Source organism: Streptomyces sp. NPDC087428, assembly GCF_044744085.1.
GTDB lineage: Bacteria > Actinomycetota > Actinomycetes > Streptomycetales > Streptomycetaceae > Streptomyces.
The window spans coordinates 73098-88486 of the sequence record NZ_JBIUXR010000002.1 but is presented as its reverse complement, the minus strand read 5'-3'; the positions used below and the strand labels follow the sequence as shown (position 1 = coordinate 88486).

Annotated in this window: 13 protein-coding genes; 12 read left to right on the top strand and 1 reads right to left on the bottom strand. The window is 72.3% G+C overall.

Annotated features, from left to right (window positions below):
- Positions 1–480 precede the first annotated feature (480 nt).
- Positions 481–1449: a 5-dehydro-4-deoxyglucarate dehydratase gene (locus ACIO3R_RS04120; protein ID WP_385038251.1), complete on the top strand. Its 969-nt coding sequence runs from the start codon at positions 481–483 to the stop codon at positions 1447–1449.
- Positions 1446–2624, top strand: a complete 1179-nt coding sequence (locus ACIO3R_RS04115) for a hypothetical protein (RefSeq protein WP_402103123.1) — start codon at positions 1446–1448, stop codon at positions 2622–2624. Before ACIO3R_RS04120 ends, ACIO3R_RS04115 begins: the two co-directional genes overlap by 4 nt.
- On the opposite strand, the gene ACIO3R_RS04110 is transcribed toward ACIO3R_RS04115, so the two are convergent.
- Complete coding sequence (locus tag ACIO3R_RS04110; protein WP_402103120.1) at positions 2607–3848, bottom strand: MFS transporter; 1242 nt, start codon at positions 3846–3848, stop codon at positions 2607–2609. The two genes, ACIO3R_RS04115 and ACIO3R_RS04110, sit on opposite strands and share 18 nt — an antisense overlap.
- Before the next feature lie 265 nt (positions 3849–4113).
- Here ACIO3R_RS04110 and ACIO3R_RS04105 point away from each other — a divergent pair, with 265 nt between their 5' ends.
- The 10 genes from ACIO3R_RS04105 (at position 4114) to ACIO3R_RS04060 (ending at position 15345) form a co-directional block, all read left to right on the top strand.
- Complete coding sequence (locus tag ACIO3R_RS04105) at positions 4114–4770, top strand: GntR family transcriptional regulator (RefSeq protein ID WP_362961775.1); 657 nt, start codon at positions 4114–4116, stop codon at positions 4768–4770.
- Positions 4771–4802: 32 nt separating this feature from the next.
- Positions 4803–5705 carry a dihydrodipicolinate synthase family protein gene (locus tag ACIO3R_RS04100; protein ID WP_402103117.1) on the top strand — a complete coding sequence of 301 codons (903 nt, stop codon included), beginning with the start codon at positions 4803–4805 and terminating at the stop codon, positions 5703–5705.
- A complete protein-coding gene (gene araD / locus ACIO3R_RS04095; protein ID WP_385038236.1) occupies positions 5702–7438 on the top strand; it encodes an L-arabinonate dehydratase in 1737 nt (578 codons plus the stop codon). The genes ACIO3R_RS04100 and araD overlap by 4 nt, the downstream gene beginning before the upstream one ends.
- A gap of 147 nt (positions 7439–7585) precedes the next feature.
- Positions 7586–8515, top strand: coding sequence for a sugar ABC transporter permease (locus ACIO3R_RS04090; protein WP_363028451.1), 930 nt, complete (start codon positions 7586–7588; stop codon positions 8513–8515).
- On the top strand, positions 8512–9432 hold the full coding sequence (locus ACIO3R_RS04085) for a carbohydrate ABC transporter permease (RefSeq protein WP_385038232.1): 921 nt from the start codon (positions 8512–8514) through the stop codon (positions 9430–9432). Before ACIO3R_RS04090 ends, ACIO3R_RS04085 begins: the two co-directional genes overlap by 4 nt.
- Before the next feature lie 5 nt (positions 9433–9437).
- The gene (locus ACIO3R_RS04080) at positions 9438–10622 is read left to right on the top strand and encodes a Gfo/Idh/MocA family protein (RefSeq protein ID WP_402103114.1); all 1185 of its coding nucleotides are present in this window, start codon (positions 9438–9440) and stop codon (positions 10620–10622) included.
- Entirely contained in the window at positions 10619–11446 is an 828-nt protein-coding gene (locus ACIO3R_RS04075) for a PmoA family protein (protein ID WP_402103112.1), read from the top strand. Before ACIO3R_RS04080 ends, ACIO3R_RS04075 begins: the two co-directional genes overlap by 4 nt.
- Positions 11443–12990, top strand: a complete 1548-nt coding sequence (locus tag ACIO3R_RS04070; RefSeq protein ID WP_402103109.1) for a family 43 glycosylhydrolase — start codon at positions 11443–11445, stop codon at positions 12988–12990. Before ACIO3R_RS04075 ends, ACIO3R_RS04070 begins: the two co-directional genes overlap by 4 nt.
- Before the next feature lie 66 nt (positions 12991–13056).
- Positions 13057–14391 carry an ABC transporter substrate-binding protein gene (locus tag ACIO3R_RS04065; RefSeq protein WP_385038220.1) on the top strand — a complete coding sequence of 445 codons (1335 nt, stop codon included), beginning with the start codon at positions 13057–13059 and terminating at the stop codon, positions 14389–14391.
- Positions 14392–14520: 129 nt separating this feature from the next.
- Positions 14521–15345 (top strand): rhamnogalacturonan acetylesterase, encoded by an 825-nt coding sequence (locus ACIO3R_RS04060; RefSeq protein ID WP_402103104.1) that lies wholly within the window; start codon positions 14521–14523, stop codon positions 15343–15345.
- The last annotated feature ends 44 nt before the right edge of the window (positions 15346–15389 follow it).

Genomic DNA, 15389 nt, shown 5'->3' with positions numbered 1-15389 from the left:
GGGGGGCCCTCCGGGGCGTCTCCTCAGAAATGGCGTGTTCACCCGGGTACGTGGGGGACCCGGGTCGTACGCCATTTCCTGCGGGGACTCCCCTGCACGTCCCCACCCCTGCATCGTGCGCGTCTGCACGCCGGCTTTGCGACTGCCGCAGACGTGGGGCGGCCGGGTTCGGGGCCGTGCAGGGGAGTCCCCGCAGGACGGCGAACGGATACCCGGGTCCGTTCGCGTACCCGCCGAACGTTCGTCGTTCGAGGAGACGCCCCGGAGGGGCCCTGGACCCCCACCCACCGGGCAGAGCGCCCCCGCGGGGCACCCGCACTTCTCAAGCCCGTCCGGCGATTGAGGACGGAACCCCTCGCCCAGGACCGGGGTGCGAACCCGCCTTGACCCGCGCCGAGCCACTGCCTTAGCGTAAGCACCGTTCATAAGTATGGACGTCGATCAGAATTGTGCACGCCTGAATCCGCTCAGGGAGCGCCCGTGACCTCAGCCCCACTCGCCGCCCGACTCACCGCTGTCGCCGGGCCGCTCTTCTTCCCCGTCACCGCCTACGGACCCGACGGCTCCGTCGACCTCGATGTCTTCCGCGCGCATGTGCGCAAGGGCATCGACGCCGGTGCGGCGGCCGTCTTCGCCTGCTGCGGGACGGGCGAGTTCCACGCCCTGACACCCGAGGAGTTCCGTCTCGTCGTCGCCGCGGCCGTCGAGGAGACCGCCGGCCGGGTGCCCGTCGTGGCGGGCGCCGGATACGGCACCGCCCTCGCCGTCCAGTTTGCGAAGCTCGCGGAGGAGGCGGGCGCGGACGGGCTCCTCGCCATGCCGCCGTACCTGGTCGTGGCCGACCAGGAGGGGCTGCTGGCCCACTACACGGCACTCGCCGCGGCCACCGGCCTGGAGACGATCGTCTACCAGCGCGACAACGCCGTCTTCACCCCGCAGACCGTGGTCGCCCTGGCGCAGACGCCGGGCATCATCGGCCTCAAGGACGGCTACGGCGACCTCGACCTGATGCAGCGCATCGTCAGCGCCGTCCGCACCGGGCTGCCCGGCCGGGACTTCCTGTACTTCAACGGGCTGCCCACCGCCGAGCTCACCGGCCTCGCCTACCGGGGGATCGGCGTCACGCTCTACTCCTCCGCCGTCTTCGCCTTCGCGCCCGATATCGCGCTGGCTTTCTACCGGGCCCTCGAAGCGGGCGACGACGCCCTCGTCAACGCGCTGCTCGACCACTTCTACCGGCCGCTGGTCGAACTGCGGGCCAAGGGCCGCGGCTACGCGGTCTCGCTGGTCAAGGCGGCCGTCCGGCTCCAGGGCCTGGAGGTCGGCGAGGTGCGCAGCCCGCTCACCGAGCCGCCGGCCGCGCACATCGAGGAGCTGACCGCGATCATCGACAGCGGCCGCGCGCTGCTGGAGCGGAGCGCCGGCGGCGACACCGGGGAGCGCGGGTGAGGACCTCCGCCTTCCTGTACCCCTGGGACATCGTCGGCGACCCGGACGCGGCCGCCCGTGTCGCGGACCTCGGCGTCCAGCAGGTGACGCTCGCCTCCGCCTACCACTCCACCCGGGCACTGACCCCGCGCCACCCCGGCCACCGCATCGTCACGGCCGAGCACGCCGCGGTGCTCTACCCGCCGGACCCCGTGCGGTGGGCGGAGCACGGGCTGCGGCCCCGCGCGCAGTCCTGGGTGGCCTCGGACGACCCCTACGCGGAGGCCGCGGAGGCCCTGACGGGCGCGGGTCTCCAGGTGCACAGCTGGGTGGTCCTCGCGCACAACTCCCGGCTGGGCGCCGAGCACCCGGACATCGCCGTGGTCAACGCCTACGGCGACCGCTACCCGTGGGCCCCCTGCATCGCGCAGCCCGGCGTCCGCGCCCATCTGGTGGACCTGGCGGCGGAGGCGGCGGTGCGCGGCGGTACGCACGGCACCGAGCTGGAGTCCTGCGGCTGGTACGGCTTCGCACATCTGCACGCCCACGACAAGATCGCGGGCGTCGGCCTCGGCGACGCGGCGCAGTACCTGATGTCGCTCTGCTTCTGCCCCGACTGCCGGACCGGGTACGCGGGCCAGGGGCTGGACGCCGACGAGCTGGGCCGAGCGGTGCGCCGGGCGCTGGAGCCGGCCTGGGCCGGTGCCGGCTCCCCGGAGACCGGCTGGACCGGCGTCGGGAAGCTCCTCGGCGCGGGCCTCGCCGCCGCCACCCTCCAGTGGCGCGCCCAAGTGTCCCGCGGGCTCCAGGAGTCGGTGGTCGCCGCGGTGCGGGCGGCCGCGGCGCCGGACTTCCAGGTGCTGCTGCACGCCGACCCCGCGCCGTACCGCTCCGGTGCGAACGTGGGCGTCGACCCGGAGCACATCCTGTCCGTGGCGGACGGGGTGGTGCTGCCGTGCACCGGCACCGATGCGGCGCGCGAGGCCGTGCTCGGCCCGTTCGCCGGCCGCGAGGGCGTGCTCGCGGCCAACCTCACCGTGGTGCGGGGGATGGGCGGAAGCCCGGACACCCTGGAGCGCGACGCCCGGCACGCGGCCTCGCTCGGCGCCGGCCAACTGCGGCTCTACCACGCGGGGCTGGCCTCCGGCCCGGACCTCGAAGCCGTCGCCGGAGCGCTCTCACGCCTCGGTCGATGACGGAAGCGGGCCGGTGGGGGCGCCCGTCAGCCGCCCCCGCCGGCCCGTGACCGGGACCAGCGCGGCCGCCAGCGCCGCCGCGCCCACCAACGGCAGCAGCACCTGGACGTCCACCACCGCCACCAGCCCCGCGCCCAGCGCCAGCGCCACCGCGTTCGGCGCGAACATCAGCGTGTTGGCGGTCGCCGCCGTCCGGCCCAGCAGCGCGTCCGGCGTCTCCCGCTGCACCGCCGTCATCGCGGCGATCAGCACGCACGGCAGCCCGGCCCCGATCAGCCCGCACGCCACCAGCGCCACCGCGTCGTTCGGCACCGCGCGCAGCCCCACCGCCAGCCCGAACACGGCGATGCCCACCGCCGTGAACACCCGCTCCGGCAGCCGCCGCAGCAGCGGCCCGGCCAGCAGCCCGATGGCGACGGACCCGACGCCCTGCACCGCGGAGAGCACTCCCGCGTACGCCGGGGAGTGACCCAGTGTCCTGTCCACGACGGCGTACCGCGTCGCCCCGTTGAGCCCGGCGCACAGCATCGTGACCGATCCGGCGAGCACCAGCGGACGCAGCACCGGGGACCCCCACACCTGCCGCATTCCCACGGTCCAGCCGCCCGCCCCGTCCCCGGTGTCCCCGGTCGCCGCCGGGGCGGGCCGCCGTACCCGCAGCAGTCCGTAGAGCCCGGCGGCCAGCGCGAAGGAGGCCGCGTCCAGCAGGGCCACGGAGACGCCGCCGAAGCGCGCGTACAGTGCCGCGCCGGTGAGCGGCGCCACCAGCTTCATGCCCTCGTTCGCCGTCATCCGCAGCCCGTTGAAGTCCCCCAGCAGCCGTGCGTCCACCGCCCGCCCGACCAGCGCCGACTCCGCCGAGTCCATCAGCACGGAGCTCGTCCCGTACAGCAGGAGCACCGCGAACAGGATCCAGATCCGTCCCGCGGAATCCACCGCGGTCAGGGTGGTCAGCAGCAGGGCCGTCACGATGTTCGACCAGACCAGCAGCGGCTTCCTGGGCAACCGGTCGGCCACCGCCCCGAGGGCCGGACCGAAGAGCACCGGCATCCAGACGCTGAACAGGGCGAGCGCCGCCAGACTGTCCGAGCCCGTCAGCGACTTGACCCAGATCCCGGCCGCCAGCGACATCGCCGAGCTGCCGAACCCGGAGACGACGACCGCCGCCAGGAATTGCCCCGCCGTCCGGTCCCTCAGTACCCGCCCCGCCGCAGACCCCGCCATCGTGCCCACCGAACCTCCCTGACCTGCGCCTGTGTTGTGCGGCCAGGCTGTCCGCTAAGGCCCTCGCGGGGCATCGGGAAGATGCCGTACGCCGTTCGGCGGGACGGTCCGGTGCCACGGTCCGTGTACGGCACACGTCGTAGTCCGGTGAAGTTCTTCTGTCAGAAGCGTTGACGAAACATTCCTGGCGCCTCTAGCTTCATCGCGTCGTACTTCGTACGTCATATATGAGACGCGATACGCGAGATGCGAGAGCCCTTCACCCATGACCTTTGCGCCCACCCCGATTCCGTCCCGCACCCAGTACGTGCTGGAGGCGATCAAGCACGCGATCCTCACGGCGCAGCTGAGACCAGGGCAGGCGCTCGTCGAGACCGAGCTCGCCGCACAGTTCGGGGTCTCCAAGACCCCCGTCCGCGAGGCGCTCAAGACCCTCGCCGGTACCGGACTCGTCGTCATGAGCCAGTACAAGGGCGCGATCGTGCGCCTGGTCGACGCGACGATGGCCCGGGAGGTGTACGACGTGCGGCTGCTCCTCGAACCGGAGGCGCTGCGCCGCTCCATCACCCGCAAGGCCTCGCTCGACGAGGCCCAGGAGGCCCTGGAGCGGGCCGACTCGGCCGGCGACAAGGCGGACAGGTCGCTCGCCAACCGGGACTTCCACCGGGCGCTCTACCTGCCCTGCGGCAACCCGCTGCTGGCCCGGATGCTCGACGAGGTGCGCGACCAGGCGGCCCTCGTCTCGACCGTCGCCTGGGCGACGATCCCGTCCTGGGAGCGGGAGGCGGCCGAGCACCGCGAGATCCTGCGGCTCGCGCTCGCCGACGACGCGGACGCCGCGGCCGGGGCCCTGCACGACCACATCGCGTCGTTCGTCCGCCGCGCGTTCCCCGACGACGAAGACGGGGGCGGTGCGGCGTGAACCACCGGCACACCGAAGAAAGGCCTGTCCGTATGGACCTCACACCGCTGAAGGCGGCCCTCGCAGACGTCGTGGCGATCCCGGTGACCCCGTTCGCCGCGGACGGCACCATCGACACGGCGGCGCACCGCGCCCTGCTGCGCAGGCTCCTCGACGGCGGCGTACGCATCCTCACCCCGAACGGCAACACCGGCGAGTTCTACGCGCTCACCCCCGAGGAGCGGCGCGCCGTCACCGAGCTGACCATCGACGAGGCGGGCAGCCGTGCCGCGATCCTGGTCGGGGTCGGGCACGACGTGCCGACCGCCGTCGCCGCGGCCGAGCACGCCGGGGACACCGGCGCCGAGATGGTGATGGTGCACCAGCCCGTCCACCCGTACGTCTCGCAGGACGGCTGGATCGACTACCACCGGGCCATCGCGGAGGCCGTCCCCGGACTCGGCGTCGTGCCCTACATCCGCAACCCGCACCTGGACGGCGATGCCCTGGCCGCGCTCGCGGACGCCTGCCCCAACGTCATCGGCGTCAAGTACGCCGTCCCGGACGCCGCCCGCTTCGCCGCGTTCGCACGGGACGCGGGTCTCGACCGGTTCGTCTGGATCGCCGGCCTCGCCGAGCTGTACGCCCCCTCCTACTTCTCCGCGGGCGCCACCGGGTTCACCTCCGGTCTCGTCAACGTCGCCCCCGGTGTCTCGATCGCCATGCTGGAGGCGCTGCGGGCCGGCGACCACCCGGCCGCGATGAAGGTCTGGGAGCAGATCCGCCGCTTCGAGGAACTGCGCGCCGACCGGCAGTCCGCCAACAACGTGACGGTCGTCAAGGAGGCCCTGGCCTCGCTCGGCCTGTGCGGCCGCGACGTCCGCCCGCCCAGCCGGGTGCTGCCGGAGGCGCAGCGCGCCGAGGTCGCCGACCAGGTCGCGAGGTGGTCCATATGACCCCCGGGGCCGGCCGCATCAGCTCGGAGGAGCTGCGCAGCCACCAGTGGTACGGAACGGACGGGCTGCGCTCCTTCAGCCACCGCGCCCGCACCCGCCAGCTCGGCTACCTCCCCGAGGAGCACCTCGGCAAGCCCGTCATCGCGATCCTCAACACCTGGTCCGACATCAACCCCTGCCACGTCCACCTGCGCGACCGCGCCCAGGCGGTCAAGCGGGGCGTCTGGCAGGCCGGCGGCTTCCCGCTCGAGTTCCCGGTCTCCACCCTCTCGGAGACGTTCCAGAAGCCGACCCCGATGCTCTACCGCAACATGCTGGCGATGGAGACGGAGGAGCTGCTGCGCTCCTACCCCGTCGACGGTGCGGTGCTGCTCGGCGGCTGCGACAAGTCGACGCCCGCGCTGCTGATGGGCGCCGCCTCCGTCGACCTGCCGGCCGTCTTCGTACCGGCCGGGCCGATGCTGCCGGGGCACTGGCGCGACGAAGTCCTCGGCTCCGGCACCGACATGTGGAAGTACTGGGACGACAAGCGGGCCGGACTCATCGGCGACTGCGAGATGGCCGAACTGGAGAACGGGCTCGCCCGCTCGCCCGGCCACTGCATGACGATGGGCACCGCCTCCACCCTGACGGCCGCGGCCGAGGCGCTCGGCGTCACCGTCCCCGGCGCCTCCTCCATCCCGGCCGTCGACTCGGGCCACGACAGGATGGCCGCGCGGTCCGGGCTCGCGATCGTCGAACTGGTCTGGCAGCAGCGGAAACTGTCGGACATCCTCACGGCGGACGCGTACGAGGACGCCGTCGCCACGGTCCTCGCGCTCGGCGGCTCCACCAACGCCGTCATCCACCTCATCGCGATGGCGGGCCGCTCCGGGATCAGGCTCACCCTCGACGACTTCGACCGCATCGCCCGCACCGTCCCGGTCCTGGCCAATCTGCGCCCCGGCGGGAAGTACCTCATGGAGGACTTCCACTTCGCCGGCGGGCTCCCCGGCTTCCTGGCCCGGCTCACCGACGTACTCCACCTGGACCGGCCCACCGTCGCGCACGACACCCTGCGCGCACAGCTCGACGGCGCGCTCGTGCACAACAGCGACGTCATCCGGGAACGCGACAACCCCCTCGCCGACGAGGGCGGCGTGGCGGTGCTGCGCGGCAACCTCTGCCCGGACGGCGCCGTCATCAAGCACATCGCCGCAGAACCGCACCTGCTGCGCCACACCGGTCCCGCGGTCGTCTTCGACGACTACAGGGAGATGCAGCGCACCATCAACGACCCGGCCCTGGCACTCACCCCGGACCATGTGCTGGTGCTCCGCAACGCCGGACCCAAGGGCGGCCCCGGGATGCCCGAGTACGGCATGCTGCCGATCCCCGACTACCTGCTGAAGCAGGGCGTACGCGACATGGTGCGGCTCTCCGACGCCCGGATGAGCGGCACCAGCTACGGGGCCTGCGTGCTGCACATCGCACCCGAGTCCTATGTCGGCGGGCCCCTCGCCCTCGTCCGCAGCGGTGACCTCATCACCCTGGACGTCGAGGCGCGCCTGCTCCATCTCGACGTGACCGAGGAGGAGTTGACGCGGCGCGCGGCCGAGTGGACGCCGCCGGCCAACCGGTACGAGCGCGGTTACGGGGCGCTCTACCAGGACCAGATCACCCAGGCCGACACCGGCTGCGACTTCGCCTTCCTGGCCCGGCCGGGAGAAGTGCCCGACCCGTACGCCGGCTGAACGGCCCCACCGGAATTCCGCGCACCGCATGTCCGGCCCACCGAACACCATGCGGGAAGCGCTTGCGCACTACACGCATCACCGGGCCCCGCCGAGTGCCCCGGCACCAGCCCGCACCCCCAGTACCTCAGAGAACGGAGACGTGTCATGGCCCAAGCCGCCGCTGTGGCCACACCGCCCAAGGTGCCCAGGCGCCGCTCCGCGAGCCCCCGCCGACTGCCGTACCTGCTGATCGCCCCCGCGGGGCTGCTGATGCTGGGCTTCATCGCCTACCCGGTGATCAGCGTCTTCTACTACAGCCTGCAGAACTACAACGTCACCAAGCCGTGGCGGAACGGCTTCGCGGGCCTCGACAACTTCACCCGGATCTTCACCGAGGACGACCAGTTCTGGACCACCCTGGGCTTCAGCGCCCAGTGGGTGGTCACTCAGGTCGCGCTCCAGCTCACCCTGGGCCTCGCCCTCGCCCTGATCGTCAACCAGACCTTCATCGGCCGCGGCATCTCCCGCGCCATGGTCTTCTCGCCCTGGGCCGTCTCCGGCGTGCTGACCAGCACCATCTGGATCCTGCTCTACAACTCCTCGACCGGCTTCAGCCGTTACCTCGCGGACGCCGGCATCGGCGACTACGGCACCTCCGTGCTCTCCGACACCGGCACCGTCTTCTGGGCCGCGACCGTCGCCGAACTCTGGCGCGGGGTCCCCTTCTTCGCCATCCTCATCCTCGCCGACCTCCAGTCCGTCTCCAAGGAGCTGTACGAGGCGGCGTCCGTCGACGGGGCCGGGCGGATGCGCCAGTTCTTCCACATCACGCTGCCGCACCTGAGGGACGCGATCATCCTCGCCACCCTGCTGCGCGGCGTCTGGGAGTTCAACAACGTCGACCTGCTCTACACCCTCACCGGGGGCGGACCGGCGGGCGAGACCACCACCCTCCCGCTCTACGTCGCCAACACCGGCATCGAGGGCCACGACTTCGGATACGCCTCCGCGCTCACCACCGTCGCCTTCGTGATCCTCCTCTTCTGCTCGATCGTCTATCTGCGCCTGAGCAAGTTCGGAGGCGACCACAAGTGACTGCCGCACTGGCCGAGAAGAACGGCACCGGCTCCGCACACCCGCCCGCCCCGAGCAGCCGGCCGGCCGCCGCGCACCTGCGCCGCAAGCCCGGACGCGAGCGCGCCTTCGACGAGGTGCCGCGCTGGCAGATCTACGTACCGCTCGGCATCTACCTGGTCTTCACCCTCATCCCGTTCTACTGGATGTTCCTGTTCGCGGTGCGCCCCGCCGGGTCCACCTCGCTGGTGCCGTGGCCGATGACCGGGGAGCACTTCGACAAGGTCTGGAACGAGCGCAGCTTCGCCGTCTTCTTCCAGAACAGCATGATCGTCGGGGTCTGCACCCTGATCACCACCACGCTCGTCGCCCTGGCCGGCGGCTACGCCCTCGCCCGGTTCAACTTCAAGATCAAGAACGCCTTCATGCTGGCGCTGCTCTGCTCGCAGTTCATCCCGGGCGCGCTGATGCTCGTACCGCTCTTCGAGATCTTCAAGAACCTCCAGATGATCAACTCCCTGGGGAGCGTGGTCATCGCGGAGACCGTCTTCCAGCTGCCGCTGTCGATCATCCTGATCAGCGGATTCATCAAGAACGTGCCCGTCTCGCTGGAGGAGGCCGCCTGGGTGGACGGCTGCTCGCGCTTCCGCGCCTTCTGCGCGGTGGTGCTGCCGCTGCTGCGGCCGGGGCTGATCGCGGTCGGCTCGTTCGCCTTCGTGCACAGCTGGAACCACTTCCTGTTCGCCCTGATGTTCCTCAGCGAGCAGGACAAGCAGACGATCCCGGTCGGCCTGAACACCCTCATCGGCGCGGACAGCGTCGATCTGGGCGCGCTCGCCGCGGGCGGTGTGATCGCCGCGGTCCCCGTGGTGATCGTCTTCGCCTTCATCCAGAAGTGGCTGATCACCGGCTTCAGCGCCGGCGCCGTGAAGGGCTGACGCGCATGAGCCCCACACCCACCCGTCCCGTCCCGCTGCCGATCGTCCTCGCGGGCGCCCGCGGCCACGGGCGCCGGCACCTCGCCAACATCCGCCGCCTCCAGGACCAGGGCCTCGTCCGGCTCGCCGGAGTCTGCGAACTCAACCCGCTCCGCGCGGACGAACTCGCCGCCTTCGCCGCCGAACTCCCCGAGCAGTCAGCCGACTTCGGGGCGCTCCTGGACTCCACCGGGGCCCGCGCCGCCATCATCTGCACCCCCATCCAGACCCACACGGAGCTGGCGCTCACCGCCGCCGGACGCGGCGTCCACCTCCTGCTGGAGAAGCCGCCCGCCGCGACCCGGGCCGACTTCGAGCGGATCCTGACCGGGGTACGGGACGCCGGCATCGCCTGCCAGGTGGGCTTCCAGTCCTTCGGCTCGCACGCCGTACCCGCCGTCCGGGAACTCGTCCGCACCGGCGCCGTCGGCACCGTGCGGGGCTACGGGGCCGCGGGCGCCTGGGTCCGCGACGACACCTACTACCGGCGGGCGTCCTGGGCCGGGCGGCGGCGGATCGGCGGCACCGACGTGGTCGACGGGGTGCTGACCAACCCGCTCGCGCACGCCGTCGCCACCGCCCTCGAACTCGCCGGCAGTGCCACGGCGCGGGACATCGCATCGATCGAGACCGAACTCTTCCGCGCCCACGACATCGAGGCCGACGACACCTCCTGCGTACGCGTCACCACCACGTCCGGGCTGCCGGTCACCGTCGCCGTCACCCTCTGCGCCGAACAGGCCGGCGAACCCTATGTGATCGTCCACGGCGACCGCGGCCGGATCACCTTCTGGTACAAGCAGGACCGGGTCCTCGTCCAGCGCGCCGGACACGGCCCGCAGGAGACCGTCCACGGACGGACCGACCTCCTGGAGAACCTCGTCGACCACCTGACGCACGGCACGGCGCTGCTCGTGCCGCCGCACCGCACCGGGGCGTTCATGGAGGTCGTCGAAGCCGTCCGGACCGCCCCCGAACCGCTCGCCCTGCCGCCCGGCGCCTGGCACACCGCCCCCGCCCTCACCGGCGGCGGCACCCGCCGGGTGGTGCGCGGCATCGACGCGGCCGTCGCGGCGGGCGCCGACACCCTCACGCTCTTCTCCGAACTCGGCGTCCCCTGGGCGCTCCCCACCGAGGTGAGTTCACCGTGACGACCACCGCACTCCTGAGCTGCGCCGGCCGCCCCGTCGGCCGCTACACCTATCTCCCCGCCCCCGACGGCCGCCCCTACCTCCACCCCGTCACCACCCTCGGCGGCACCCCGGTCACCGAGGAGCACCCGGCCGACCACCTCCACCACCTCGGCACCTCCGTCGCCGTGCCCGACGTGGCGGGGCACAACTTCTGGGGCGGCCGCACCTTCGTCCGCGACCAGGGCCCCACCGCGCTCGACAACCACGGCGTCCAGCGCCACCTCGGCTGGAAGCTCCGCGACCCGGACGGCTTCGTCGAGGAGCTGAGCTGGGAGGCCGGCGACACCGAACTCCTGCGGGAACACCGCACGGTCGCCACCGCCGCACTCTCCGACACCGCCTGGGCGCTGGACTTCTCCTTCTCCCTCACCAACCGCGGCGCCTCTGACCTCTCCATCGGCAGCCCCGCCACCAACGGCCGGCCGGGCGCCGGATACGGCGGCTTCTTCTGGCGGGCGCCCAAGGAGCCCTCCGCGCCCGCCGTGTTCAGCGGCCTCGGGGACGGCGAGGAGGCGGTACACGGACGCCCCGCCGACTGGATCGCGATGAGCGGCGACGGCTGGACGCTGGTGTTCGCGGGGGCGACCGAGGAGACCCGGCGGGACCCGTGGTTCGTGCGGACCACCGAGTACCCGGGCGTCGGCTCGTCCCTCGCCGCCGCCCACCGGCTCCCCGTCCCCGCGGGCGCCACCGTCGTGCGCCGGGTCGTCACCGTCATCGCCGACGGCCGGCTCGACCGGGCGGCGGCCGCCGCCCACGTCCGCCGGGCGGTGACCGCGTGAGCACCTCCGGCGGACGGCCCTGGACCGCCGACCTCGGTGACGGCACCTACCGCAACCCGGTGCTGAACGCCGACTGGTCCGACCCCGACGTGGTGCGCGTCGGCGAGGACTTCTACCTCACCGCCTCCAGCTTCGGCCGGGTCCCCGGACTGCCGCTGCTGCACTCGCGCGACCTGGTGAACTGGTCGCTCGTCGGCCACGCCCTGGACCGCCTCGAACCCGCCGCGGACTTCGCGGTGCCGCGCCACGACCGCGGGGTCTGGGCGCCGTCGCTGCGGCACCACGCCGGACGGTTCTGGATCTTCTGGGGCGACCCCGACCACGGCATCCAGCAGATCAGCGCCGTGGACATCCGGGGCCCGTGGACCCCTCCCCATCTGCTGAAGGCGGGCAGGGGCCTGATCGACGCCTGCCCGCTGTGGGACGAGGAGACCGGCGAGGCCTATCTCGTGCACGCCTGGGCCAAGTCCCGCTCCGGGATCAAGAACCGGCTCACCGGCCACCGGATGAGCCCCGACGGCCGGGAGCTGCTCGACGAGGGCAGGACCCTGGTCGACGCCGACACGATCCTCGGCTGGTTCACCCTGGAGGGCCCCAAGCTCTACCGGCACGACGGCGAGTTCTGGATCCTCGCCCCGGCCGGCGGGGTGACGACGGGCTGGCAGGGCGCCTTCCGCTCCCGCGACTTCTTCGGACCGTACGAGGAACGCGTCGTCCTCGCCCAGGGCCGTACCGGGGTCAACGGACCGCACCAGGGCGGCTGGGTCCGCACGGCGGCGGGCGAGGACTGGTTCCTGCACTTCCAGGAGCGCGGCGCGTACGGGCGGGTCGTCCACCTCCAGCCGATGCGCTGGGACGACGGCGGGTGGCCGGTCATCGGTGACGCGGGCGAACCCGTGTCCGTGCACCCGAAGCCGGCCGTGCCCCGCCAGCCCGCCGAGGCACCGGCGAGCAGCGACAGCTTCCCCGGCGGCCGGTACGGCCGGCAGTGGCAGTGGACCGCCAACCCCCGCCCCGGCTGGACCGTCGAGCACGGCGGGGACGGGCTGCGGCTCAGCTGCGTACGGACCGCTTACGCGCACGACCTGCGGGCCCTGCCCCATGTGCTGGTCCAGCGGCTGCCCGCCGAGACGTTCACGGCCGAGGTTGAGGTCCGCCTCGGCAGTGAGGTGGCGGGCGCCAAGGCGGGGCTGGCCGTGCTCGGGGACGCGTTCGGCTGGATCGGCCTGGAGCGGTCGGACGGCGGGGGCGTACGGCTCGTGCACCGGTACGCGGAGACGGTCGCCGAGCACGAACGGGACGCCGAGCACAGCAGACCGGCCCCCGAGGGGCGGGCCCGGCTGCGGATCGAGGTCGGGGCCGGGGCCCGCTGCCGCTTCCACGCCGACACCGGGGACGGGACCGGGTTCAGGCCCTCGGGCCAGGTCTTCGCGGCGGAGCCGTGGCGCTGGGTCGGCGCCCTGCTCGGACTGTTCGCCACCGCACCCACCGGGACGGGGCCGGCCGGGACGGCCTGCTTCACCGGATTCCGCACCACCGCCTGACCGCACGAAGCCCCCCCCCACGCAGAGCACCCCTTCACACGGACAACCGACAGAGAAGAGCCGACCATGAAGATCTCGAAGACGCAGCGGGGGCGTGCCGCGGCAGCGGTGTCCGTCGCGGCGGTACTCGCCCTGACCGCCACCGCCTGCGGTGACGACGGCAGCGGGAGCGGCACCGAGGGCAGCGGCAAGGGCGACATCACCTTCTGGGACAACAACGGCGGTCCGCGCACCGCCGTCTGGACCGAGATCATCAAGGATTTCGAGAAGGCGAACCCGGACATCAAGGTCAAGTACGTGCCGATCCCGATCGCCGACGTGCAGTCCAAGTACGACACGGCCATCGCGGGCGGCGGACTGCCGGACGTGGGCGGCGTGGGCACGGCCTACCTGGCCAACATGGTCTCGCAGGAGGCACTCGAACCGCTCACCGACCGGATCGAGGACTCCGCCCTCAAGGGCAGGCTCGTCGAGGGCATGGCCGAGAGCGTCAAGGACGCCGGCGGCCGGGGCGACGACATGTTCGCCGTGCCGACCTCCGCGAACAACGGCGCGATCTGGTACCGCACCGACCTGTTCAAGTCCGCCGGCCTCGAAGCACCCACCACCTGGGCCAACTTCTACAAGGCGGCCGACAAGCTCACCGACAGCAAGAAGAACAAGTTCGGCTACACCATCCGCGGCGGCGCCGGCTCCATCGCCCAGGCCATGGACGCGGCGTACGGCCAGTCCGGCATCACGGAGTTCTGGAACGGCGACCGGACGACCCTCAACGACCCGAAGAACGTCGCCGCGCTGGAGAAGTACGCCGCGCTCTACAAGAAGTCGACGCCCGCCGCCGACGTCAACAACGACTTCACCAAGATGGTCGCCCAGTGGGACACCGGCACCATCGGAATGCTCAGCCACAACCTGGGCTCCTACCAGGACCACCTGAAGGCGCTGGGCAAGGAGAAGTTCGCCGGTATCCCCAACCCGATCGGTGACGGCGGCACCCGGGTCCAGGTCTCCAACCCGGTCGACGGCCTCGGTCTGTTCCGGTCGAGCAAGAACAAGACCGCGGCCTGGAAGTTCATCGAGTTCGCCGCTTCGCACGCGTCGAACAGCAAGTGGAACGAGTCCGCGGGCGCCATCCCGGCCAACACCGAGGCCGCCAAGGACCCGTGGATCAGCGCGGCCGAGCCGACCGAGCTCGCCGCGAAGGCCCTCACCGACGGCTCCACCAAGATCGTGCAGCTGCCGTACTACCTGCCCGACTGGAACAACATCAGCAAGGCCGACAACGAGCCGGAGTTCCAGAAGCTGCTGCTCGGCAAGGTCACGGCCAAGGCCTTCCTGGACAAGATCGCCGAAGAGCTGAACAAGGCCCAGGCGGAGTGGAAGGAGATCGGCAACGGCTGATCCGGCCCCCCGCAAGGCCGACGCCCCGGCGACCGGGGGCCGGCGGACGTGCCGCGTCCCGCCGCCGGCCCCTCTCCTCCCGCACATCCGTACGGCCTCGTACGCATCCATGAGAGAGGAAGTCCCACCGTGTCACTCACCCGCAGGCAGACCGCGGCCGCCCTCGCCGCGCTGCCACTGGCCCTCGCGACCACCACCCCCGCCGCCGCGCACGGCGGCGCCGCCCGCCACCCGCGCACCGTGCACATCGCGGGCGATTCGACGGCCGCCCGGAAGTACGCCGACGCGGCCCCGGAGACCGGCTGGGGCATGGCCCTGCCGTTCTTCCTGAGCCACCCCCTCGCCGTCGCCAACCACGCGATGAACGGCCGCAGTTCGAAGAGCTTCATCGACGAGGGCCTGCTCGACGCCCTGCTGGAGGACGTCCGCGCCGGAGACCTCCTGCTGATCCAGTTCGGGCACAACGACGAGAAGACCGAAGACCCGGCCCGCGGCACCGATCCGTACACCACCTACCAGGACTGCCTGGGCCGGTACATCGCCGCGGCGCGGGCCCGCCGCGCCCGGCCCGTGCTGATGACCCCGGTCGAACGCCGCCGGTTCGCCGAGGACGGCACCGCGAAGCCCACCCACGGCGACTACCCGGCCGCCATGCGCGCCCTGGCCGCCCGGGAACGGGTCCCGCTGCTCGACCTACAGGCACTGTCCCTCGCCCGCTGGCAGGAACTCGGCCCCGACGGGACCGAGGCGTACTTCAACCGGCTGGAGCCGGGGGAGTTCCCGAACTACCCGGACGGGCAGCAGGACAACACCCACTTCCGGCCCAGGGGCGCCATCGAGGTCGCCCGCATGACGGCCCGCGCCCTGCTGGACACCCGGGTCCTCACCGCGCGCGACATCCGCCGCGCCGACGAACCCGTCCCCGAGACGTGGATCAGCTGGCCGCAGGCCTGACACGGCCCGCCCCACCGCCGCACGCCCCGCATCCCGCACACCCG